23 protein-coding genes are annotated in these 22111 nt (G+C 43.3%); 14 read left to right on the top strand and 9 right to left on the bottom strand.

Annotated features, from left to right (window positions below):
- Positions 1–224 precede the first annotated feature (224 nt).
- Positions 225–959 carry a hypothetical protein gene (locus A3L04_RS08535; protein WP_162287189.1) on the top strand — a complete coding sequence of 245 codons (735 nt, stop codon included), beginning with the start codon at positions 225–227 and terminating at the stop codon, positions 957–959.
- A gap of 664 nt (positions 960–1623) precedes the next feature.
- Here the strand turns inward: A3L04_RS08535 and A3L04_RS08530 are convergent.
- From A3L04_RS08530 to A3L04_RS08500, 8 genes are all read right to left on the bottom strand, one after another.
- Complete coding sequence (locus tag A3L04_RS08530; protein WP_068577193.1) at positions 1624–2172, bottom strand: hypothetical protein; 549 nt, start codon at positions 2170–2172, stop codon at positions 1624–1626.
- 95 nt (positions 2173–2267) lie between these two features.
- Positions 2268–2783 (bottom strand): hypothetical protein, encoded by a 516-nt coding sequence (locus A3L04_RS08525; protein ID WP_068577192.1) that lies wholly within the window; start codon positions 2781–2783, stop codon positions 2268–2270.
- A 484-nt stretch (positions 2784–3267) separates the two neighbouring features.
- On the bottom strand, positions 3268–4023 hold the full coding sequence (locus A3L04_RS08520) for a site-specific integrase (RefSeq protein ID WP_162287188.1): 756 nt from the start codon (positions 4021–4023) through the stop codon (positions 3268–3270).
- A gap of 1 nt (position 4024) precedes the next feature.
- Positions 4025–4633: a hypothetical protein gene (locus tag A3L04_RS08515; RefSeq protein WP_157895695.1), complete on the bottom strand. Its 609-nt coding sequence runs from the start codon at positions 4631–4633 to the stop codon at positions 4025–4027.
- A 392-nt stretch (positions 4634–5025) separates the two neighbouring features.
- Complete coding sequence (locus A3L04_RS08510) at positions 5026–5814, bottom strand: hypothetical protein (RefSeq protein ID WP_068577186.1); 789 nt, start codon at positions 5812–5814, stop codon at positions 5026–5028.
- Between the two features lie 242 nt (positions 5815–6056).
- Complete coding sequence (locus tag A3L04_RS11405; RefSeq protein ID WP_269451365.1) at positions 6057–6185, bottom strand: hypothetical protein; 129 nt, start codon at positions 6183–6185, stop codon at positions 6057–6059.
- Positions 6186–6506: 321 nt separating this feature from the next.
- Positions 6507–6974, bottom strand: coding sequence for a hypothetical protein (locus tag A3L04_RS08505; protein ID WP_068577184.1), 468 nt, complete (start codon positions 6972–6974; stop codon positions 6507–6509).
- 177 nt (positions 6975–7151) lie between these two features.
- A complete protein-coding gene (locus A3L04_RS08500; RefSeq protein WP_068577182.1) occupies positions 7152–7556 on the bottom strand; it encodes an ACT domain-containing protein in 405 nt (134 codons plus the stop codon).
- Positions 7557–7881: 325 nt separating this feature from the next.
- On the opposite strand from A3L04_RS08500, the gene A3L04_RS08495 reads away from it, so the two are divergent.
- The 13 genes from A3L04_RS08495 to A3L04_RS08435 all read left to right on the top strand — a co-directional run bounded on the left by A3L04_RS08495 (position 7882) and on the right by A3L04_RS08435 (position 21510).
- On the top strand, positions 7882–9192 hold the full coding sequence (locus A3L04_RS08495) for a DUF438 domain-containing protein (protein WP_068577180.1): 1311 nt from the start codon (positions 7882–7884) through the stop codon (positions 9190–9192).
- Between the two features lie 82 nt (positions 9193–9274).
- Complete coding sequence (locus tag A3L04_RS08490; RefSeq protein WP_068577178.1) at positions 9275–10354, top strand: M24 family metallopeptidase; 1080 nt, start codon at positions 9275–9277, stop codon at positions 10352–10354.
- Positions 10355–10505: 151 nt separating this feature from the next.
- Positions 10506–11636 carry an aspartate kinase gene (locus tag A3L04_RS08485; RefSeq protein WP_068577176.1) on the top strand — a complete coding sequence of 377 codons (1131 nt, stop codon included), beginning with the start codon at positions 10506–10508 and terminating at the stop codon, positions 11634–11636.
- A gap of 10 nt (positions 11637–11646) precedes the next feature.
- Entirely contained in the window at positions 11647–12717 is a 1071-nt protein-coding gene (locus A3L04_RS08480; protein ID WP_068577174.1) for an aspartate kinase, read from the top strand.
- Positions 12668–13546, top strand: a complete 879-nt coding sequence (locus tag A3L04_RS08475) for a homoserine kinase (protein WP_068577171.1) — start codon at positions 12668–12670, stop codon at positions 13544–13546. The genes A3L04_RS08480 and A3L04_RS08475 overlap by 50 nt, the downstream gene beginning before the upstream one ends.
- Positions 13537–14721, top strand: a complete 1185-nt coding sequence (thrC, locus tag A3L04_RS08470; RefSeq protein WP_068577170.1) for a threonine synthase — start codon at positions 13537–13539, stop codon at positions 14719–14721. Before A3L04_RS08475 ends, thrC begins: the two co-directional genes overlap by 10 nt.
- Positions 14718–15722 (top strand): aspartate-semialdehyde dehydrogenase, encoded by a 1005-nt coding sequence (asd, locus tag A3L04_RS08465; RefSeq protein ID WP_068577168.1) that lies wholly within the window; start codon positions 14718–14720, stop codon positions 15720–15722. The genes thrC and asd overlap by 4 nt, the downstream gene beginning before the upstream one ends.
- A complete protein-coding gene (locus tag A3L04_RS08460) occupies positions 15709–16641 on the top strand; it encodes an ATP-binding protein (RefSeq protein WP_231963863.1) in 933 nt (310 codons plus the stop codon). Before asd ends, A3L04_RS08460 begins: the two co-directional genes overlap by 14 nt.
- Before the next feature lie 14 nt (positions 16642–16655).
- Positions 16656–16994: a hypothetical protein gene (locus A3L04_RS11310; protein ID WP_231963862.1), complete on the top strand. Its 339-nt coding sequence runs from the start codon at positions 16656–16658 to the stop codon at positions 16992–16994.
- Between the two features lie 44 nt (positions 16995–17038).
- A complete protein-coding gene (locus tag A3L04_RS08455) occupies positions 17039–18268 on the top strand; it encodes a phosphoglycerate kinase (RefSeq protein WP_068577165.1) in 1230 nt (409 codons plus the stop codon).
- A 489-nt stretch (positions 18269–18757) separates the two neighbouring features.
- The gene (locus A3L04_RS08445; protein WP_084448866.1) at positions 18758–19030 is read left to right on the top strand and encodes a PIN domain-containing protein; all 273 of its coding nucleotides are present in this window, start codon (positions 18758–18760) and stop codon (positions 19028–19030) included.
- A gap of 67 nt (positions 19031–19097) precedes the next feature.
- Complete coding sequence (locus A3L04_RS08440; RefSeq protein WP_068577160.1) at positions 19098–20366, top strand: bifunctional L-myo-inositol-1-phosphate cytidylyltransferase/CDP-L-myo-inositol myo-inositolphosphotransferase; 1269 nt, start codon at positions 19098–19100, stop codon at positions 20364–20366.
- The gene (locus A3L04_RS08435; protein WP_068577158.1) at positions 20356–21510 is read left to right on the top strand and encodes a methyltransferase domain-containing protein; all 1155 of its coding nucleotides are present in this window, start codon (positions 20356–20358) and stop codon (positions 21508–21510) included. Before A3L04_RS08440 ends, A3L04_RS08435 begins: the two co-directional genes overlap by 11 nt.
- Here A3L04_RS08435 and A3L04_RS08430 read toward each other — a convergent pair.
- Positions 21485–22105, bottom strand: a complete 621-nt coding sequence (locus A3L04_RS08430; protein WP_068577156.1) for a ZPR1 zinc finger domain-containing protein — start codon at positions 22103–22105, stop codon at positions 21485–21487. The genes A3L04_RS08435 and A3L04_RS08430 overlap by 26 nt on opposite strands.
- Positions 22106–22111 lie beyond the last annotated feature (6 nt).

Below are 22111 nucleotides of genomic sequence, written 5' to 3'. Positions count from 1 at the left end.
AATATTCCTATCATTCTACAAGAAAAAATTCAAAGAACTACCATACGGCCCATTCCGCGAAGCACTAAAACAGCACCTCAACAACCTGGACGACGAAAAAATAGAACTCTTCAAATACTTCACAGTAAACGACAAGGCAGTACAAAAATACCTAGAAGAACTTGGCTACGAAATCAACGAAGAATTCCTCAGGAAGAATTTTCCAGAACAACCCAGACAAGGAAATGCTGATCTACGCTGCAACATCTCAGTACAAGCCACTGCTCAAGACGCTGTTCTCACAAATCCGCAAGCCACCCCAGGAAACAACAATCAACTTCGTGGCAAGCGTGCTCGAAAACAGAAAAGTGCTTGACAACAACGACGTCTCCATGCTGATGCTCTACCTCCACTACTCAGCATTCAAAAAGGTCGGCGCAGAACACCCAGAAATCCAGCCGCTAACCAAGAAGATTGCGAGAGCACTGGAGAATGCAATAGATTACAAGATGAATCAGCTCCTTGAAAATGGAATGGTCTTCTGGGACGTGTACTTCATTGACACGATAGAGGGCAAGAGACCGCTGGATATCAAGAATACGAAGTTCAAGTTTTATGTTGATGAAATCCTTTCAGCAGTTGCCGTGACAAACGCAATTGGGGAAGAGGTGCATATTGTTTCTGATAATATTTACACGGTGAGGGTTTATGGGAAGTTTGCCAAGAGGTTCAGTGCGTTTGTTAAGATGATGCTGGAGCATAGAACATCCAGCCTCAATACGAATCTTAAGCTTAAGATTAAGAGGGATTCGTTGATATTGGTTCCGCACGAGGCTTACATTCCTGTGGTCAAGAAGATGCTGGTTAAGTCCAAGGAAGTAAGGGTTGTGTTTTATGCTCCAAGCGAGAGTGCGAAGGATATGTGGCCAGAACTTGCTGGTTTTTCAGAAAGGATTGCAAACTTTCTAACCAATCCATAACCCATATTATGATAAGCTTTTTTCTTTATTTTTCCATTTTAACATCTTGATTTGAAAACAATATGACTATGTTTTAGAATACTCTAAAAAGAGGCTCTCTGAGGACTCTATTTCGAAATATTTGTAACATCTGAATTTGAAGACAGTACACGTATTTGAACCACAATAATTTTCCCCGAAAAAATGAAGGATAATTCATACTAAAAAAGGAGGCAGGAGAGTGCTTCTTTCATAAATCATTGCAAAAACAAAAGCAATTAAAAAAGCAGTAATAATGTAATAGCCAATTATCCTATTTAATAATGCCAAAATCCGGTCAATCAACTGGATATTCTTGGAATAAAGATAGAATATTAGCCATCAAGTTAGTAGTGTATTTTAGTGTACCAGCATTTTCTGTCTAACATCTTTCGCAACATCAACAGCTTAAGTATCATAATTTTATGATACCAAAGAAAATTATTTATTTAAATATTACTTTCTAAAGTTGTTAAGATGTCGATGATTGAACTAACTGATGGTTATGTAATTTTTTGAATGAATTTTTTATTTAAATAAATAATTTTTGCCATCAAAATAAAACAATAAATTCAAGAAACCAATTGTTGCCAAAGCATAAAATGCCCAGTATTACAACAAAAAATAGTAAAAATAAAATAAATAATTAAAGTTTTCGAACCGTCCAGCCCAAAATGCCAACATCTGCTTTTTTCTCAATGACCAAGCCAAGTTCCTCACTGATCAGGAGATTTCCTTTGTTCACAAAATACTCATCCACAAACTGTTTTGTTTTTTCTTTCAAATTCTCTCCGAGAGGGAGTCCAAAGACTTTTTTCATAAACTCGACAAGCTTAAGCTCGCCATACTTTTCAAGTATTTTATCTATGCGTTCCTTAAGCTCCACAAGTTCCCGCTCCTCCCTGTTCTTAGGCATGTTCTCAAAAATTCTTCTAAGTCTTTCATTTTCTTCCTCAAGTTCTCTAATTTTCTTTTCGAGCTCCATAACCTTTTGTCTTAATTCGAGAACACGAGAATTATTTGCTGCTTGCAACAAAAGCTCTTCAACCACATGACTCTGTGCTATCCCCTTTTCTTGTGCTAACTTCTTAAGCAATCGTCTTGCAGATTTGTCAAGATTCAAAACTACGACTTCTGCGTTTCTTGTCTTGGGTCGGCCGGGACCACGAGGAATTTGAATGGTCGCACCATTCATGCACCACCCTCACATAGAAATTCATGAAAAAGGATATTAAACTTGGCTATTTATTTATGTAAATAATTTTCACAAAAATGGACAGGGATTAAAAGCTACTGTTTGATGAACTCTTTTGCTTCCTCCAAAGCACGCTTCTCAAACTCGATGAACTCAAGCAAACCAACATCCACAGCCCTCTTTTTCCTCGAAGATTTTTCATGTTCTTTTACTCTACCAGTTTTCTTCTCTTCTTCTAAAAGCTTAAATAATCTCCTTTCGAACTCCTTAGATTTATCCTCGATTAATGTCACTAAATTTTCTTTCCAAGTGGGATGCAATGCATAAAACTGTCTTGGTTTGCCTGCGGGATTTTTCTCGTCAAAACGAGTCACGATAACATTGTATCTTATCAATTCAGCAATATTGTACCTGAACTTCATCATGACAGCATTGCTTTTATGCCTGAAGAGTTCTGTAAAGCGAATTTGACAGATTTCATTGTAATGGCATGTACAGTAAAATCTTCCCTTTTTGATATTGTCATAACGACCATAGCAAGTTTTCTTAACTTTTTCCGCATTTTTCAAGACAGCAATAACTCTAGCAAACATCTCAACATCAAGCCTCATGTTCATCCCCTCAGAACAGTATTCCATGGGGGATATTCAAATCAGCTAAATCTCAGTATTCCGAACGGAATACTATTCAGTTCAGCGTTACCAATTTGTAATACTCATAGATTTTACCTTTGGATTGCATCAGGGACACGTGCTTATCATAAGAGACACGTATGTATCACAAGAATTCTGTACATAAATGTACATTCGACACATACTCTTATTACAATTTACAATTAGAGCTGGTCAAGGTCATGACACAAATTATCCAATCTATGCAAAAATATATCTATCTGACCATAGAGATACATTTCTACCCAGTTTTGACTCGTGTGTAGCATAAGAACTCCATTCATTCAACTTTACACACGCAGTAAATTACACGATTATGTTAGTTCCGCATTGTCAATTACCAGACTCAATTCTAACAGTCGTTTATGGATGAATGCTTCACAATTATTAGTCGGCTCTACTACAAAATTGGAAGGATGAAGAATCACTGAATTGCAAAGAATTTCTTCTCTGCTTTACTTTCACTAACACTCTTCATATCAAAGAACTTTGCTTTTGTTTCATCATTGAGTACATAAAGCAATTCGGGCATCAATCTGTCAATGAGGCTGTCTATGAGCATTTTGTTCAGTTTTTTGAGCTTTGAAGAGTATCTTCTGTCTTCTGTTATTGAAATGTAATGTAAAAAGTCTACACCTTCGGCTCTTCCGAGCAAATAGTTCTTGTATCTTCGCATTTTATCCAAAGCACTTAGCCCTTCACCGAATAACACCCTAACAGCATTTTCTTCAGCAAGCTCAAAGATTCGAATTTGAAGATAGCTGTCAAAGTATTTTCTAAACATTTTCACAGTGACTATTGGTCTCTGAGGATCATACTTCCTGAGCCAACTGTACCTTCTGTAAATGCTCTCTAATTGCGTTTTCTTTTTGAATGCTGTCGCAGGTGTGTAAAAGTGCTTGAATTGCTTGTCTAGCGAATAGCAACCGAAAATTGGTTGTGTTGTATCAAGTATGTATTTTCTTTTGAAAGCCTTAAGCTCTTCGATGAGGATTGGGTGTATAAATACAGGAGTAAAGTTCCTGCCGTCGTCAGCCTTCAGCTTCTTCCTGTGAAAATAAATGATGCCTCTCTGCAGGTCAATCTGCTTTAATCGCTCTCCCTTTGCTCGCAACTCGAACTGCAAATCGTTGATTTCCGTGCTTCTTGCTCCTGTTAATAGTGCTATTAAAGTTGCCAATCTAATTTTTTTCAACTGCTATTGTTCCTCTTTCTTTTCTGAGTATTGCAAGCCACTTCAAGGCATCCTTCACCCGCTCGTCACTGATTACCTTGCTTTCCTCCTTTTCTTTGAAGGTTTTTAATTGAGTTGCTTTTGATCTAAGAACAGATTTTGATAATTGAGTGACATAGAAATCCACATCAAAGACCTCAAGTCCAATAGTTTTTGAGAGAAGCAGGTTGTATTTCTTAAGTAGGATGTGCTCAAGGGCTTTGCGCGTGTAATAGAGATGCACTTGGAACGTATGGTAAGCAGGTCGGCGTTCTCTGATGTATGTATTAAACGCGTTGTACACATCGCGTGCGGTAATTTTTATCTCGTCAACTTCGGGCTCTATGTTTTTTGTTTTGAGCAAGTATTCCACAAAAACATTGACTGCTGAGGACTTGTTCTGAAACTTGCCTACTGTTAGCTGTCCATTTTTACGTAGTTCAACGAGTTCATCTTTGTATTCATCAAAGTCGCTGAGTCTGATTATTACAAAGTCCCTGTCTGTGAACTTGTTCTCATATTCATCCCGACGGGAGAATACTTTTCTACCCATATTGACCCTCTTCTTCGCATACATTTTATTGTTGTTTCAATTACTGATCTAATTAATAATATGCGAAAACTGTTAATAAACTTTTTGTTTTTAATATGAAATAACCGATGATAAAAATTAATCTCATATGTTTGGATTTTAAATGCCCAAAATTCAAAATAAACATATGCTCTAAACATTGCATCTACTGTAAAATGTATGCAGAAAAGTAAAGCTCTTCGACACTCATCATCGGTTTACAACTGTCTCTCAAGCCTTCTTTTGGCCGAAGGGAAATTTTCAGCGAAGTGGATATTATCTGTTAAAGTGGGCTTATCATCTCGTTCCTTGAAAGTTCTCTAGAAATGAGAAGTTAAAAGGTTTTGCTGTTAAAAACTAGGAGAGAGAAAGGGAGACAGAATAGGTAGTACGACCTTTTATTTTGAAATAACTATGTATTCATTATCGTGGATACAGCTGATGACATCCCTAGTAAACAAAATAGCGTCTCCCAATAGTGGTATTATTTTATTTAAAAGATCTCCTATAGTCTTGTCCCTATATGTATCAGAAGCCACCCCTTTTATACAATCCCAAAGTACTATGAGGGTTGGCCCTTTCCTAATGTACCATGACTTTCCCTTTTGTATAATAGCGTCTACCCTGCCTCTTATACTTGCAATCCCTTTTCGGAACTCAAGAAATTCTAGTGACAAGCTCATGCTTAATCCAAATCCTAAGGCTAAGGTACCTGCGAGTAGTTCTGTGGGTATGGGTGCATAGAACATAGGGAATCCTCTAGGCCTGTATCTAGACCAATCGACAACAAAACGGATGTTGTAAGTATTAGAAATATCATTGAGATCCTTGATTACATACTTAAGTTCATTAGAAATTTCTCTTAGTATCTGCTCTCCTGGGAAGATCCTAGATATGAGCAATGATATTCTTTTAAATCTCACTGATAATTTTTGGTAACAATCCTCAAAATTCTCAGAACATTCATTTGCAATTATCCAAAATTCTCTTATTGCCTCAATAAGTTTGGGGTCACTCCATAGTATTTCATATCGGCGGTACTTGCGGAGCACGTATGATGTCCTTCTAATGAAAACTCTGGGAGATATCACCACGGTACTTTCTTGCTCTTTGTCTGCAAGAGTCCACAAAGCATTTTTAATCTCTATAGGATTGATGCACCATTCCTTATGGACTTCCTCTGACATTCAACTCCCTCCTATAGTATTTTTTTATTTTTTTGTGACTATATATAAATAAGAGTTTAAATGTCTTGCTTAGAAACTAAATAAAAAAAGATATTGTTTGATGTTATTGGTTTTGCTAATTCAACTGATTGCTGATTCATGGTCTTACAAAGTTTTTTAATTTCTGGCTCTTACTAATTGTTGCTGATATTTCAAAATTCAATTGATTTTCTCTTATATCCGTTCAAATAAACGAACATAACTCAAATAGCAGTTCTGGGATAGCTTTTCTCAATGAGATACTTGGTGACCTCAGGAGTAATCCTCTCTAAAAGTAGCTTAGGGATACCTACCTTCAGCTTTTTGTAGTTTCTTCGAGGTAGATGCTCCATCTTTAACACTTCTCTAAAGGTGAACTTTGGAGTCTGTAACAATGAAGCCTAGCCCAAACTTTGTGAGATTACGGACTAACTGTTTTTGGAGTTCAATACGTGGTCAACGATCATCATAATAGCTGGATTCTCTAGCTCGACTGATTTTTGATGTAGCAACTATCATGGTTAGAGTTTTTCCGAACCCCGGGTATGCTCTATGAGGCCCGTTCTTGTATCTATTCGGGTAGGATCGTTGTTCTTAGGGTGATGTTATTTATCATAACGAGCTCCTTGAATTCAATATTATTGTCTCCAGCAGGCTCAGGGATCTTCATGATGTTATAAGATGGCATTCCAGTTTCTCCTCCGCTTGGCGGAGTTCCTTCTTGGAGTGTGGCCTTTTTGGGACTTTTTCTTTTGTGATTTCTTTTTTGATTTTGAGCTCCTGTCCATAACCTTGAATTTTCTTAGTTTTAGCGCCCTAATATCAGGTGGAAGATCAGAAACATCAGCTCCTGCGGGATATATCAGGTTCTTGCTTTTTATCTCAACATTTGGACCTGAAAGATATCTCGCATATCTGTTAACTTGCCTAACATGCTCCTCTCTTGCTTTGGGTTCCCTTTTCACTTCAAAAATGTGTCTCTCAATTTTATTTGCTCTTCGTCTCTCAACAATGTAATCCGGCTCATAGCCGTTTCTGCGTTCTCTTTCTTTGATAATCCATCCCTTAGAAGCGGGGAACCTTCGTCTAAGTATTTCCCTCACATAGGGGTACATATCAAATTCCCTGAATTTTCTGGACATAGGGCATCCCTATACAACATTTAGCCAATTATCTTTGTTTGGATTTTTATCAATTTTTCCCTTACTGGGAACAAAGACATGATCTAGCTTGAAAGTTGGAGAGTCCTGGGCTCGCCTAAGGTATCTTGAAACTTGAACACATAGAGGTTTTGGCGAATTCTGCAGGAAATAGAAATTTCAAATTTCGATGACCTTTACTTCTCTTACTTCCTGTATTTTTTCTAGTTCCTTCTTGAGTTCATCTATGGAGACATTCGCTTGGCTGACGTCAACTATTGCCACTATAGCAGATAACCCCAGGGACTCCAGTTCCTCAGCCTCATTAAAGAGTATGTTCATCCCCAACCTTCCCAGGGTTCCGCTGACCTTGGCGAGAACTCCTGGTTTATCTTCAACTATGACTTCAATCTCTACTAGCTTTTTCCCAGGTAAAGCAACTCTCTCCACGTGCATTTCCTTTAAGTCGGTGTCGAGTTCGACTAAGAAGTACGCCCCCTCTATGAGCCCTATTTCGTAGGCGAACTCAAGGGGAATCTCCAGCTTTCCATTTTCCTTAACTTTAACTATAAAGTACTCTCTCATGCTAGATCATGAGAACACTTACTTAGAAATATTTTGTCCTGGGTAGGAAAATAAATATAAGTCAGACATTTAGGTAGAGTGGCGATGATGAGTAGCAAGCCACCTGAGTAGTGATGAAGTGAACACCCCCTGAGCCTTCAATATTAGAAACGATATGCTAAAGGACTATTCGAAGTAGAGGGTTCTTGCTATTATTTTGCTCCCGCAGTGTATTTGTCCATAGTTTTTGATATCCTTCGTTGTCCTCTCACTCTTGGTTTCCCTACCCAAATATGTCCCAAAATGTTTATAAGTGGCTGATATGACATGTGTCATGTGAAGGGAAATGACTGAAGGGTTGAAAAATTTTGAGGTAAAGAAGGAGAAGCTCAAGGGACTACTATTGAAACTCCATGAGGGTGCCGACGTTGAAGAGCTGAAGGAGGAGTTTAGGGAAGTACTTGCTTCAATATCCCCTCTTGAAATACCTCTCATAGAGCAGGAGCTTGTGAAAGAAGGAATCTCCGTTAAGGACATAGCTAAGATGTGCGATCTGCATGTTGAGGTATTTAGGGAATCAGTAGCAGGAGCTGGCAATTACTCCCATTTGCCTGATGGTCACCCTCTAAAAACGTTATACTTTGAGAACCGGGAGATAATAAAAGATGCAGAGATGCTAAACCTGTACGCCCAAACCCTCAGCAAGACTCAAGATGAAGCAGTGAGAAAACAAATGATTGAAGTTCTAGAGGAGCTCGTCAAGAGCTTAAGGCTCATTGGATTTACGCACTACAGCAGGGAGGAGATGCTCCTCTTTCCCTACATAGAAAGGCTTGGTCTTACTGCAGTTGCTACAGTCCTGTGGACGAAGCATGATGAAATAAGGTTCATGATAAAGAGACTTCAAGAATTCCTCGCTAAAAAGGATTACGAGAAGTTCATTAGAGAGGCACAAGAAGCATCAAGAGCCTTAATTGACATGGTTTTCAGGGAGGACAATATCCTTTATCCAACAGTAGAAGCCCTCCTTGGGGATGGAGAATGGAAGGCTATAAGGATGCAAGAGGAGGAATTTGGCTACTATAAGGTGAGGCCTGGGGAATGGGATCCTGGAGTTGAGCCTATTTATCCATGGCAGATCGATCCCGAACTCTCTGCAGAAAAAATATTAAGTCTGCCCCAAGAAGTCAGAAAAGCCATAGAAAAGTACGGCCTACAACCGGATAAGAGTGGGGACGTGAAGAGACCTGGGGACATTGACCTGGGGACTGGCTATTTAAGCGTTGAAGAACTAAAAGCAATATTTGAGGCACTCCCTCTCGATATAACTTTTGTAGATAAGAACGATAGAGTTCGCTTCTTTTCTCCAGGAGAGAGGATTTTTGCAAGGCCTTTAAATATCCTAGGGAGGCCTGTCCAGCTTTGCCATCCTCCAAAGAGCGTTCATATAGTTAATAAGATACTTAAAGCTTTCAAGGATGGCAGGAAAGATAAGGCTGAATTTTGGCTTAAACTGGGGGATAAGTTTGTTTATATTCTGTATGTCCCAGTGAAGAACGAAAAAGGCGAATATCTGGGAACGCTTGAGATAACCATGGACGTGAAAAGGTATAAGGAGCTTGAGGGAGAAAAAAGGCTACTGGACTGGAGGGACTGAAATCCCCTATATCCCTCCCGACTATATAAGTCCTAAGGCTAAGAAGAGTTGTTGTAAGGTTGAAAAGTACAGGACGGGGTGAATGAAAATGAATGAAGAAATATTTAGGAGAAGAGTTGAGAGGTTCCAGGAGGAGCTCAGGAAAAGGGATATAGATGGAGCAGTTATAAGGACACAATCCTCTTTTATCTACTTTACCGGAACCAAGTGGCTTAGGCCTTCCCTTCTAATCCCGGCTGAGGGAGAGCCCAAGGTTCTTGTGGTAAGGAATGAGGCCGAGGAATTCAAGAGGAGAAGCTGGATAGAGGACGTTGAGGAGTACCAGAGGGTCGAGGATCTCATGGCTTCGGTAGTTACGTGGATACACAACAACGGGATGGAGAGGGTTGGACTTGAGTTCGGCTTTGAGAGGGATGCATACCTTGCATTCCTTAGGATATTCCAGAGATTGAATCCAACAGTGGATGTTGTAGATATTCTGGACATAACAATGGGCCTTAGGATGATTAAGGACGAGTGGGAGCTTGAGCAGATAAGGAAGGCTGGAAAGATAGCAAAGGCTGGAATGGAAGTTGCTGAGGAAGTGATAAAACCAGGAAAGAGCGAGCTCGAGATAGCCGCTGAGATAATGAGGGAGCTCATGATCAGGGGTAGCGAGGATCCTAAGGTTTACGTCTCCACAACCCCCCGAGCCCACGCCGAGCCCTTCCGTGACCTGAAGGTTAAGGAGAATGGAGTAGTTACGGTGGTTATCGGTGCCGACTACAATCACTACTACGCTAACATGGCTAGAACGTTTGTCATTGGAGATCCTGGGGGAAGGGTTAGAGAGGCGATAAAGGTCAAGGAAGAAGCTTACAGGCTAGCATTAGAAGAGACCAGGGTTGGAGTGGTCTTAAATTCCGTTGAGAAAAAGTTGGCAGAGTTTTTCAGGGCGAAGGGGTTTGAAAATGAATACATTACAGGTTACACTCACGGCGTTGGTTTACTGATTGAAGAGCTACCAATGCCGACGATAATAGTCCAAACAAGGGCTCAAAAGGTTCAGGAGAACATGGTTCTCAGCATAATTCACGCTCCCCTAATGTTGCCCGAGGGAAGTATAAAGCATGAGGATACGTACATTGTAAAGAAGAACAAACTTGAGAGTGTAACTCTCTAAGCTTCTCCTTATTTCACTTTTACTCAGGAACTCCCTAAGTGGCTAACCTTTGAATTACTATCCGAAGTTTTATTATTTCTGGTTATTTTTAAGCATTAAAATTATGTCGAAAGATATATAAAACTCCCGGTGAAACATAGCACGAGGAGAGATGATAGTCTTTAAGTTCGGCGGGAGCTCAATGAGACTTGACTTTCAGGATGCTGTTTCCTTGATAACTAATTTATTTGAAGAGAGTGAGGTAGTTGTAGTTGTTTCAGCCCTCAAAGGAGTTACAGACGATCTAATAAGATACGCTGATAGCTTAAATCAGGATCTCGCCGTAAAGGTTGCGAGTGAATATATTTATCATGCAAAGCTTAATGGCATTGATCCCTCGGTTCTGAAGCCCTACATAGATAGACTCTTCACTCTCCCCGATCTTGAATATCCCGCCCTCAGGGACTATATCCTCAGTATGGGAGAGTTACTTTCAGCAGTTCTTTTCGCAAGTGCCGTGGGTGGAAAAGTCATCCCGGGGGAGGAAATATTCATTGGAAGGGGCGAGTTCGGCGATGCATTCATTGACATTGAGAAGAGCAGGAGAAATACTAAGTTGATATATGAAGCTCTCGAGAATGGCTTTGTCCCAGTTGTTCCTGGATTTGTGGCTAATCTTGATGGCAGAATTGCGACTCTGGGGAGGGGAGGGAGTGATTATTCGGCTGTCGCCCTTGGTGTTCTTCTAGATTCTGAGTTCGTTGTAATAATGAGTGATGTTGATGGTATATATACAGCTGATCCCAGGATAATCCCCATGGCCAAGTTGATCCCCTACCTTTCGTATGATGAAGCCTTGCTCGCCTCTAGATACGGAATGCGGGCGATTCAATGGAAGGCCTCGAAGCTGGCTAAAGATTTCAAGCTAACCGTGCTGTTTGGAAGGACAAGAAACTGGAGGATGGGGACTGTATTAAGTGAGAGAAGTTCAGGCATGCCCCTAATGACATTCACAAAGGATAGGCTCCTCTTAATAAACGTTACAGAGGACATTGGATATGATCCCATAGAAGAAGGTCCTTACTGGAAGCTCTATGCTCTCTCAGAGAGCGAGGCATTGAAGGTAGTGAGGGAGCTCCATAAGAGGATATTTTCTCCTACCCAGTCAATTTTTCAATTTGGACTTGACATTCAGTGGAAAAGTGAGCACTATCAGCAGGTTTCGATCAAAAATTTGTCACAAAAACGAAATATCATTCGAAAATTTTATTACGAAGAAGAAAATCTTGAGCCCTCGGGGTGAACTACAATCGGTGGTGGAGAAACCCTTCGTTATTAAGTTTGGAGGGAGCTCGGTAAGGTACGCCTTTGAGGAAGCTTTGGAGCTAGTGAAGCACGTTTCTGAAGGAAGATCTGTAGTGGTTGTGGTTTCTGCCCTTAAAGGTGTCACAGATGAGCTTATACGCCTTGCAGAGGGAGACATGGAGGCCTTGGACAGGATAAGGGAAATACATGAGCCCTTCTGCGAGGAGCTTGGAATAAATTTGGATGGCCTTTTCAGGGAGCTTGAACTAACACTGAATCAGAACTTCCCAACGGAGGAGTGCTATAGGGATGCAGTAGTATCCTTTGGAGAGAGGTTCTCTTCAGTGCTATTCGCTGAAGGGTTAAGGCTGATAGGGGTTGAGGCCAAGGCTATAGACTCAAAGGACGTCCTCGTTGCCAGAGGATCTTTCGGGTCTGCAGAGGTCGATATGAAAGCTAGCAAGGGGAGGATTTCACTTTTAAAGAAGCTCCTCGCTAAGGGTGTAGTTCCCGTAGTCACTGGTTTCTACGGTGATCTCAACGGATTCAGAGCAACGTTCGGAAGGGGAGGGAGTGATTACTCTGCGACAGCACTAGCGAGCCTTCTTGATGCAAAGGCCGTGGTCATAATGAGCGACGTTGAGGGAATATACACAGCTGACCCCAGGATAGTTCCAAGTGCAAAACTAATTCCATACCTCTCGTATGAGGAAGCTAGGACTGCCGCGAGACTTGGGATGAAGGCGTTGCATTGGAGAGCCATAGATCCCGTAGAGAACAAGATCCCAGTAATATTCGGGAAGACAAAGGACTGGCGCTTTGGGACCTTGGTTATGGAAGACAGCTTGAGAATTCCAATCGTCGTCCACAGGAACACTCAGGAGAGAGCAGAGGTTTCTATAGTTGGGGCAAACGCGTTCTATGGGCCATATAAGGTAATTGAGAGAGGAGAGAATTTTGTTAGGCTTGAAGTTCCAAAAGATGAGCTAACTCGCGCCGTAAGAGAAATACACAGGATGGTGGTTGAGAATGAAAGTCTACGCTCCGGCAACTATAGCGAACTTTGGGCCAGGATTTGACGTGTTCGGGATGGCAATAGAGAAACCTGGAGATGAAGTTGTCGTAAAGGAGTGCGATAATTTCCGGATAGAGGTCATAGGACACAAGGTTCCTGCTGATGGTAGCAACGTTGCAGTGGTGGCTGCTAAGGCCCTCTTCAAACTTTTAGGCGAGGAAGGCGGTGTTTACATGAAGCTCAAGAAAGGAATAAGACCAAAAAGCGGTCTCGGGAGCTCTGGAGCATCCTCACTTGCAGGTGCCGTTGCTGCTGCGAAGGTTCTAGGAGTTGAGGATGATGAGCTCATAATCCGGGCAGCACTGGAAGGGGAGAGGGCGGCTTCAGGAAGTCCCCATGGTGACAACGTTATACCCTCCTACTATGGTGGCTTCACGATCATAGAATCGATAAGCCCCCTCAGAGTTCACAGGATAGATGTAGAACTCAAAGTAGCGGTGGTTCTTCCAGAGGTTGAAGTTCCAACCAGTGAGGCCAGAAAAGTCCTCCCTGAGAAAGTACCCTTAAAGGATGCAGTTAAAAATCTTGCAATGGCATCTAGCCTTGTCCTGGCCCTGAGAGAGGAGGATATAGAGACCATCGGAAGGCTACTGGATGACAGATTAGCTCTGCCTTACAGAAAGAAGCTTATGCCGTGGTTTGACAAAGTTAGGGAGGCCGCACTGAACGCTGGGGCGTACGGTGTAACGGTTTCCGGATCTGGTCCGGCGATGTTCGCTGTAGGGGAGAACTTAAGGGAAGTTGCAAAGGCCATGGGAGAGGCTTTTGAGGAAATGGGGATTAGGGCTGAATATTGGGTAACTAAGACAGGAAGGGGTGCAAAATGGTTCTGAGGTGTATTAAGTGCGGGAGAATTTATCCTGAGGATGAAATAAGGTACCGCTGTGACTGTGGTGGATTGTTGGAAGTGGTTATTGATCTCGATAAGGTTGATACTAAGATATTCGATGGGAAGAATATAACGCTGTGGAAATATGAGAGCTGGCTTCCCGTTAAGAAGAGAGTTTCCTTAAATGAGGGTGGAACTCCCCTTTATAGGCTGGAGAATTTGGAAGAGGAACTCGAGGTTAGGGAGCTGTACGCTAAAAACGAGGGCGCAAATCCAACGGGTTCATTTAAAGATAGGGGAATGACCGTCGGTGTTTCAAAAGCGCTAGAGCTTGGCATGGATAAGGTCATATGTGCCTCAACGGGCAACACTTCAGCCTCTCTAGCGGCATACGCTGCAAAGGCTGGAATAAAAGCCTATGTTTTAGTTCCGAGCGGTAAGATTGCCCTAGGAAAACTCGCTCAGGCCATAATCTACGGAGCCCAAGTAGTTCCCGTTAACGGGAACTTTGATGATGCACTTAGGGTTGTGGTTGAGGCAAGCAGGGAGCTTGGAGTTTACATGCTGAACTCAATAAATCCGTTCAGACTTGAAGGGCAGAAGACAATAGCCTACGAGATCTACGATCAGCTCCAGAGGGTTCCGGATAATGTTGTGGTGCCTGTAGGAAACGCCGGCAACATTTCGGCAATCTGGAAGGGCTTTAAGGAGCTCTACGAGGCAGGGGTAATAAATGAGCTCCCCAGGATGATTGGAATTCAGGCGGAAGGTGCCTCTCCTCTAGCAAAGGCCTGGAAAGAGGGCAGAGAGTTCAAGCCGGAGGAGAAGCCCGAAACTGTTGCAACAGCAATAAGGATAGGAAACCCCGCGAACTGGCCCAAGGCTTGGAATGCTGTAAAGGAGTCAGGAGGACTGTTCGAGAGCGTTACCGACGAAGAGATACTTGAAGCCCAGAGGATTTTGGCCTCTAAAGAAGGGCTTTTCGTGGAGCCAGCTTCGGCAGCATCCCTGGCCGGTCTGATAAAGCTCCTGCGTGAGGGTGCCATAGATAGGAGCGAAAGCTACGTGCTAATAACTACGGGTCACGGATTGAAAGATCCAAACATAGTTGTAAACAACTTCAAGCTACCTGAGCCTATAGAGCCAACCCTAGAAGCGTTTAGGAGGGTGATGGAATGAAGGTCGCAGTTTTAGGAGCAACGGGATTGGTGGGAAGAACGTTCGTTAAGCTCCTCGAGGGTCATCCATGGTTCAGGGTTGAGAAGCTAGTTGCCTCGGAAAGATCAGCTGGAAAGAAGTACGGTGAATTAGTTGAAGATGCCCCTGAGGAGTTCAAGGATTACGTTGTTGCGAGCCTAACAGAATTCCTTGAGGATCCTGAGGTTGACTTGGTGTTTAATGCTTTGCCTGCTTCAATATCGAGGGATGTTGAGGAAAAGCTCGCCAAGGAAATTCCAGTGTTTACCAACGCAAGAGCCCATCGTTATGATGAAGATGTGCCAATTCTAGTACCAGAAGTCAACAAAGAGCACCTAGAACTCATAAAGGTTCAAAAGGAAAAGAGGGACTGGAAAGGATTTATAGTCACTAACCCAAACTGCTCAACGGCCATCCTAACTGTATCACTGGCGGCGTTGAGGAGTTTTGGCATAAAGAAGGTTAGGGTAGCCACAATGCAGGCAATCAGCGGCGCTGGTTTCTCTGGTCTTTCTGCCTATGCCATCCACGATAACGTAATTCCGTTCATAAGCGGGGAGGAGTGGAAGATAGAGAACGAAAGCAGGAAGATCCTGGGAACACTCAGGGATGATAAGATAGAGTTCGCAGATTTTGATATCTCTGCAATAGCAACGAGAGTTCCCGTAATACACGGACACACGGAGGCAGTTTTTGTTGAGCTTGAGAATCCAGATGTCGAGGAAATTAGGAGGGCGTTTGAGGAGTTTGATCCTCTAAAGGATTTGGACCTGCCCTCTTACGAGAAGCCCATAGTTTACACAGAAGTTCCTCAACCTAGACTTCACAGGGATCGCGGAAAAGGGCTCACGGTGACCGTGGGAAGGCTTGAGGAGATAAGTGGTGGAGTTAAATACGTTGTCCTAGGGCACAACCTTGTCAGGGGAGCCGCTGGAGGCTCAGTTTTAAACGCTGAACTTGCATACAGGCTTGGATATCTTTGAGTTTTTTGAGCATAACCTTTTTTATATAATTCTGCTTAGAATAATTCCCAGGAGAATCGAGGTTGAGACATTAAAATCCCCTGGATGGAAGATGGTATATGGGCGGAGAAAGACTGGAAAAACGTTCTTGGTTGAGAAATTCACAAAATGGGACAAGTCTTATTTCGTAAAAAGGGATGGGAGTGTTTTTGACAAGCAAGATGCAACCTCTATGACTTATCAAGAATTCATTAGTGGCCTGCTTCAGGATTTAAGAGAAAGCAAAAGGATCGTTATAGATGAATTTCACAGACTGCCAGATGAATTCCTTGACTTCCTTCATGCATATTCCGGCACTAGAGACCTTATACTCATAACGTCAACGCTCTGGCTCGCAACTAGGCTCATTGCCCGAAAGGAAAGCCCTCTGCTTGGAATAGCAGAGCCAATTAAAGTTGGCTTAATTGATGAGAGGGAATTGCTTGTTGAACTTGAAAAGGATGTTAATGGAAAAGAGTTAATCGAAGCAACGACGTACTTGAGGGAGCCCATTTTAGTCCCGATATACAGGCCGCCGTTGAGGAAATTCCTTGCAGAATACTTGGCAAGTTCTGGGGCTATAGTTGAAGAGATCGTCGGAGAAGCTTTTAGGGAAGAGGAAGTTACCATGTCCAGGGTATATTTAGCTATTTTATCTGCTGTAGCGGATGGAATGCAGAAGAGTGGAGAAATAGCTAGCGTTTTAATAAATAAGGGGTTGATAGAGTCACTCTCTGCAGTTCAGAAGTACTTGAAAATCCTTACGGCCATGGGATTTCTTGAAAAAATCCCCATATATGGAAAGAAAAGGTTCAGATACAGGATATCCTCCCCCTTATTAGATCTTCACTTTTACCTCGAGGAAAAGTATTCTTACACGGAGCTTGAGACACCAGTATAGTCAAAGTTATTGAGATGAAGCTTCCCCTTCATGTTCAATACTTCGTGGAGAATTTGCTAAGCAAAGTGTATGGGCTGAGAAAAACAAAAATCGAGGAGCCAAAACTTGAAGTTGACATAGCCCTCCTAAGGTTCAATCGACTCGAAATTGTCGGTGAAGTAAAGTGGGAGTCAAGAGTTAGGGGGGAAGAAATTAGAAAAATCGAAGAAAAGCTCCAAAAATTCAAATGCAGAAAGATACTGTTTGTTCCATCCTTGGATGTTCTTGAGAGGGAACCAAAGAACGTTGACGTGCTAACACCGGAAGATCTAGTGGAGCTTGCCAGGGAAAGCATTGCCACCTACGGTGAGTAAATAAACTTTCTTAAACCTCTTCCCAATTATTTTACGGTGATGAAATGTTCAGATTGAGCGATTTTGATTTCCACAATAAGGCGGTTTTCCTTCGCGCTGACCTCAATTCACCGATGAAGGATGGGAAGATCATCAGCGACGCGAGATTTAGGGCCGTGCTTCCAACGATAAGGTACCTGCTCGAAAGTGGAGCGAGGCTTGTTATAGGCACTCATCAGGGAAAGCCATACAGCGAGGACTACGCCACAACAGAAGAGCATGCAAGGGTTCTCTCTGAACTGTTAGACCAGCACGTTGAGTACGTTGAAGATGTGTTTGGAAAGTACGCTAGAGAAAAGATTAGAGAGCTTAAACCCGGAGAGGTTCTAATGCTTGAAAACCTTAGATTTTCGGCTGAGGAAGTTAAAAACAAGCCTATAGAGGAGTGTGAAAAAACGTTCTTCGTTAAAAAGCTCTCCCAGGTTATAGATCTGGTCGTGAATGATGCCTTTGCCGCTGCACATAGAAGTCAGCCCTCCTTAGTTGGCTTTGCAAGGGTAAAGCCCATGATAATGGGCTTTCTAATGGAGAGGGAAGTTGAAGCTCTAAGCAGAGCTTATTACAGCAAGGAGAGACCCAGGGTATACGTCCTGGGAGGGGCAAAGGTCGATGACTCCTTGAGGGTTGCCGAGAACGTGTTGAGAAAAGGGAAGGCTGATATAATTCTAACTGGGGGATTGGTTGCAAACATCTTTACTTTGGCCAAGGGCTTCGACTTGGGAAGGAAGAACATAGAATTTATGGAACGTAAAGGCATCTTAAAATACGTAGACTGGGCTGGGAAGATACTAGATGAGTTCTATCCCTTCGTTAAAACTCCCGTAGACTTTGCAATAGATTACAAGGGGGAGAGACTGGAGATAGACTTGCTGAGTGAAGAAAAGAGGCTATTCGATGAGTACCAGATACTAGATATAGGCTCGAGAACAGTAGAGAAGTACAGGCAGGTTCTCATGCAGGCAAAGGTAATAGTAGCCAACGGACCTATGGGCGTTTTTGAGAGGGAGGAGTTTGCTGTGGGAACAGTAGGAGTGTTTAAAGCCATAGCTGAAAGCCCAGCGTTCAGCGTTGTCGGTGGGGGCCACTCAATAGCCAGCATACACAAGTATGGAATAGAAGGTATAAGCCACGTTTCAACCGGTGGAGGTGCGATGTTAACGTTCTTTGCTGGAGAGAAACTGCCTGTGCTCGAGGCTCTAAGCCTGAGCTACGAGAAGTTCAAGGGGCGTCTGTAATTTTCAATTTATTTATCTTTATCTCAGTAACCTCTCTTGCAATCTCTTGAGGAATTTCGTAGATAGTCTGGATATCCCACTTCTACAACAAATTTCGTATAGGCTTATCAAATTCAGCATCGATTTCCCTATATAGGTAAAAAAAGAAACGCTTTTAGAGCTTTTTCAGCTACTTGTGTGTTTAACGTTGATTTAGTTGGAGCATTCAATATTTTAAAGAAGGTTGTGAGTAGGATAACCCCGAGCCTGGCGGGTTTAACAGTAGGTAGGGGTAGCTGGCTCAAGGCTGAGCCAGAGGGGTCGAAGACCCGCTTTATCTTGGGTCTAAATGAGACCTCTCAAACCTCCCCCTGGTGAGTGGTTCCATGAACTCTCGTCAAGGGGAGGAGGTCGGATTTCTCCAAATATAGTGGAGGAGACGTTCTTTAAACTGCTCTATATGAAAACAGAAAGGTTATTTGGCCGTACCGGAAAATTCAGGGTTAAAAAATGTTCATGCAAAAACGAGAGAGGTTTGATACTGTTTTTAAGTATCTTTCGGAGTTTATACTGGAGAACATTGAGCTTGGGATTATAGGGTTGCTCCTACCTAATAAGGAAATCCTAAACGAAACAGTTGCCCTTTCCAAGGAATTTGGTTTATTGCCAAATGATGCTCTCATAGCAACCACGTGCAAGTTTTATGGGGTTTCGAGAATTGCCACGCTTGATAAGGATTTTGAGAAGGTACTTTTCCTCGAAGTTCTCCATCAAGCTCCATAAGATTTTCTAACCTTTTGACACTAAAACTTTTAACTTCTCCCTTCTAACTCCGTTAAGGGGTGAGGGAGTGAAAGCGGTAATACTAGCTGCAGGATACGGGACGAGAATGGGTGAGAAGCCAAAGGGTCTAATCAAGGTTGCGGGCAGAGAGCTCATATATAGGACGATCAAAAACCTCCAGAAGTTTGGAGTGAGCGAGTTCGTGATAGTGACGAACGAAAAGTACAAGGATCTTTACGAGGAGTTCGTAAGGAAGCATGGTTTTAACGCCAAAGTTGTAGTTAATCCGAAGCCTGAGAGGGGCAACGGCTTTTCCCTTCACGTGGCTAAAGGACATGTAACTGGTAGGTTCGTGCTCGTTATGAGCGACCACATCTACGAGGAGAGGTTTTACGAGCTTGCCATTAAGGGTAGAGGATTGATAGCCGATAGGAGACCAAGGTTTGTCGATGTTGATGAGGCAACGAAAGTTAAAGTGAAAGATGGGAGGGTTGAGGACATAGGAAAGCAACTCAAAGAGTGGGATGCCCTAGATACCGGCTTTTTCGTGCTTGACGACTCGATATTTGAAGTTACTGAGAGATTAGCTAATGAAAAAGAAATCGTTGAGCTTAGGGATGTTGTAAGGGAGGCAAGGCTTGAAGTCACCTTTGTGGATGGCCTCTTCTGGATGGACGTTGATACGCCTGAGGAGCTCAAGAAGGCAAGAAAGCTCATAGTCTACACCTCCGTTAAGGGGGTTGGAGATGGATTCATAAGCAGGCACATAAACAGGAAGATCTCCACGAGGATCTCCGCTCTATTGGTTGAGCACTTCACACCTAACCAGCTCACCGTTATAACTTTCCTATTTGGCATATTCTCGGGCCTCATGAACCTCGTCAGCGTCCCCTTGGCAGGAATTCTGTATCAGATAAGCTCAATCCTCGATGGTGTTGATGGAGAGATAGCGAGGGCCAGGATGCAGACGAGTAAGTTCGGCGGCTACTTTGACTCTATCCTTGACAGGTACGTTGACTTCACGTTCCTCCTAACCTTAGCTTATGTTTCGATAAGGGAACCCATATGGTGGGTTATAGCTGGAATCGCAATGTTCTCCTCAGCCATGGTCAGCTACTCAACCGAGAGATTTAAGGGTGCCTACTGTGCCGATGCCTACAAGGTGATTCCAGCCCTAAGGAAGATCCCAGGGAAGAGGGATGAGAGGATATTCGTAACCATGCTCTTTACACTGCTGGGATGGATAAAGCTCCTGTTCGCCCTACTTGCGGTGTGGAGCACGTTGAGGGTTGCAATCACTATCTACTTAGTTAGGAGGTGGGATCATGCTCACTGAGGAGCACGTTAGAATGGCGGAGGAGATGATAAGGAAAGGATACGACGAGAAGAAAATTAAGAGGGCTTTAGGTCTTCCTGAGGAAGAATTTAAGTTGGCGTTGGAGGTTGCGAGGGCTAGAATAAAGGCGAAGGACAAGTTCTCAAGGACAGATCTTTGGTTTGACCTTGAGGGGCTTAGGTACGCAACCCACGAGGTTGTAGCTAATTACAGGGGGAGAAGACTGAAAGAGCAGGGAGTGGAGAGCATAGCTGATGTTTCTTGTGGCGTTGGAATTCAGTTGATATTCTTCGCCAAGCACGGGATAAGGGCAGTAGGCGTTGATATAGATCCCCTCAAGATAGAGTTCGCAAAGAGAAACGCGGAGAAGTACGGAGTCAACATTGAGTTTCTGGTAGGTGACTCCCTAAGTCCTGATATTGTCGAGAAAATTGACGCTGAGCTTATATTCTCTGACCCCGCAAGGCCTCCAGAGGTTCCGGAGAGAAACCTTGAGGATCTTCTTCCGAGCCCTTTGAAGGTTTACGAGGCCTATAGGGAAAAGACCGAAGCTTTCATTTTCGATTTACCTCCCCAGATAAGGCGTGAGAAGGTTCCTTGGAAGGGGGAGTTCGAGTACATAGACCTCTACGGCCATGTTAATAGGCTAACTTTCTACACCGAACCCTTGGCTAAGGCCGAGAGGAGTGCCGTCATATTACCCCAGGGGGCGAGGCTCGAGAGCAATCCCAACTTAGAAAACATAGTTGAGGAAGCCGAAACCCCAGGAAAGTACCTTTACGAAATTCCCCAGGCCATAGACTATGCTGACTTAATAAACGAGCTCTTCCACAAGGTTAGGGGTGAGCTTAAGCTTCTGCTGAGGGAGAAGAGGAGAATCCTTGCCACTGGAGATGAGGAGGTAAAGAGCGAATACTTCAAGAGGTCTTACGTTGTCATTGCAACCATGCCGTTCCACCCGGTAAGGATAAACGACTTCCTGAGGAAGGAAGGCTACGGAAGGGCCACCCTGCGGATGAGCGTTCCTGAGGAGGAATACTGGAGGGTAAGGAGGAAGATCGAGCAGGGGCTTAAAGGTGAGAAGAGGGCCTTCGTCTTCAAGGTTAGGGATCTAGCCGTTATTGCTGAGCCTCTGGATCAATGACGACGTAGGGTCCTGTGCTGAGTTTCTTTATCTCCTCCTTTGTCAGCCTCCTGCTCTTAACCTTCTCCCCTATCAGGGCACTGTTGCCGAAGGGATCCATTACCCTAACTGTCAGGGGCTTCTTGCCTTCCTTGACCTCTTCGATGTACTTCAACAGCTCATCTATCTTCTTCACTGCCTCTTCATCGTTCTCTTCTTTCTTGAAGTCCCTTGCCATAAGGAGAACTTCTTTTGCCCTCTCCAGAACTCCTTCTACGTTGCTCACGAATCCCTGGGCTGCGGGTCCGGGCTCTATCTTTATTCCGAGTTCCTCAAGTTCTATGGTTCCGCTCTTGCTCCTAACCACCCTCGTGAAGAGATCCTTCTCGTTCTCCACCTTAACTTCGTACAGCCTTGGCTCTCTCTCCTCGAGGATCATTACGTCAGCACTCCTGTAGCCGCACCTCTCGCAGATTACCGTTGACTCCATGACCTCGCCGAAGTAGGGAATCTTGTGGATGAACTGAATGGCCTTTAACGTTCCTTTCCCCCCACAAATCGGGCAGTCTCCCAGCTTAATCTCCTGAATCTTCTCGGGCTTTAGTTCCTCGTCCACCTTCTC

Source organism: Thermococcus chitonophagus (assembly GCF_002214605.1).
GTDB classification, from domain to species: domain Archaea; phylum Methanobacteriota_B; class Thermococci; order Thermococcales; family Thermococcaceae; genus Pyrococcus; species Pyrococcus chitonophagus.
The sequence above is the reverse complement of the archived record's forward strand: the minus strand, read 5'-3'. Positions and strand labels throughout refer to the sequence as shown.

Excerpts from the sequence above, each read along its gene's own strand:
- A3L04_RS08445 (WP_084448866.1), top strand. The coding sequence starts at position 18,758 with ATGTTCATGCAAAAACGAGAGAGGTTTGATACTGTTTTTAAGTATCTT.
- A3L04_RS08495 (WP_068577180.1), top strand. The coding sequence starts at position 7,882 with ATGACTGAAGGGTTGAAAAATTTTGAGGTAAAGAAGGAGAAGCTCAAG.
- A3L04_RS08530 (WP_068577193.1), bottom strand. The coding sequence starts at position 2,172 with ATGAATGGTGCGACCATTCAAATTCCTCGTGGTCCCGGCCGACCCAAG.
- A3L04_RS11405 (WP_269451365.1), bottom strand. The coding sequence starts at position 6,185 with ATGGAGCATCTACCTCGAAGAAACTACAAAAAGCTGAAGGTAGGTATC.
- A3L04_RS08505 (WP_068577184.1), bottom strand. The coding sequence starts at position 6,974 with ATGTCCAGAAAATTCAGGGAATTTGATATGTACCCCTATGTGAGGGAA.
- A3L04_RS08535 (WP_162287189.1), top strand. The coding sequence starts at position 225 with ATGCTGATCTACGCTGCAACATCTCAGTACAAGCCACTGCTCAAGACG.
- A3L04_RS08490 (WP_068577178.1), top strand. The coding sequence starts at position 9,275 with ATGAAAATGAATGAAGAAATATTTAGGAGAAGAGTTGAGAGGTTCCAG.
- A3L04_RS08455 (WP_068577165.1), top strand. The coding sequence starts at position 17,039 with ATGTTCAGATTGAGCGATTTTGATTTCCACAATAAGGCGGTTTTCCTT.
- A3L04_RS08525 (WP_068577192.1), bottom strand. The coding sequence starts at position 2,783 with ATGAGGCTTGATGTTGAGATGTTTGCTAGAGTTATTGCTGTCTTGAAA.
- A3L04_RS11310 (WP_231963862.1), top strand. The coding sequence starts at position 16,656 with ATGAAGCTTCCCCTTCATGTTCAATACTTCGTGGAGAATTTGCTAAGC.
- A3L04_RS08435 (WP_068577158.1), top strand. The coding sequence starts at position 20,356 with ATGCTCACTGAGGAGCACGTTAGAATGGCGGAGGAGATGATAAGGAAA.
- A3L04_RS08510 (WP_068577186.1), bottom strand. The coding sequence starts at position 5,814 with ATGTCAGAGGAAGTCCATAAGGAATGGTGCATCAATCCTATAGAGATT.
- thrC (WP_068577170.1), top strand. The coding sequence starts at position 13,537 with ATGGTTCTGAGGTGTATTAAGTGCGGGAGAATTTATCCTGAGGATGAA.
- A3L04_RS08475 (WP_068577171.1), top strand. The coding sequence starts at position 12,668 with ATGAAAGTCTACGCTCCGGCAACTATAGCGAACTTTGGGCCAGGATTT.
- A3L04_RS08515 (WP_157895695.1), bottom strand. The coding sequence starts at position 4,633 with ATGTATGCGAAGAAGAGGGTCAATATGGGTAGAAAAGTATTCTCCCGT.
- A3L04_RS08485 (WP_068577176.1), top strand. The coding sequence starts at position 10,506 with ATGATAGTCTTTAAGTTCGGCGGGAGCTCAATGAGACTTGACTTTCAG.
- asd (WP_068577168.1), top strand. The coding sequence starts at position 14,718 with ATGAAGGTCGCAGTTTTAGGAGCAACGGGATTGGTGGGAAGAACGTTC.
- A3L04_RS08500 (WP_068577182.1), bottom strand. The coding sequence starts at position 7,556 with ATGAGAGAGTACTTTATAGTTAAAGTTAAGGAAAATGGAAAGCTGGAG.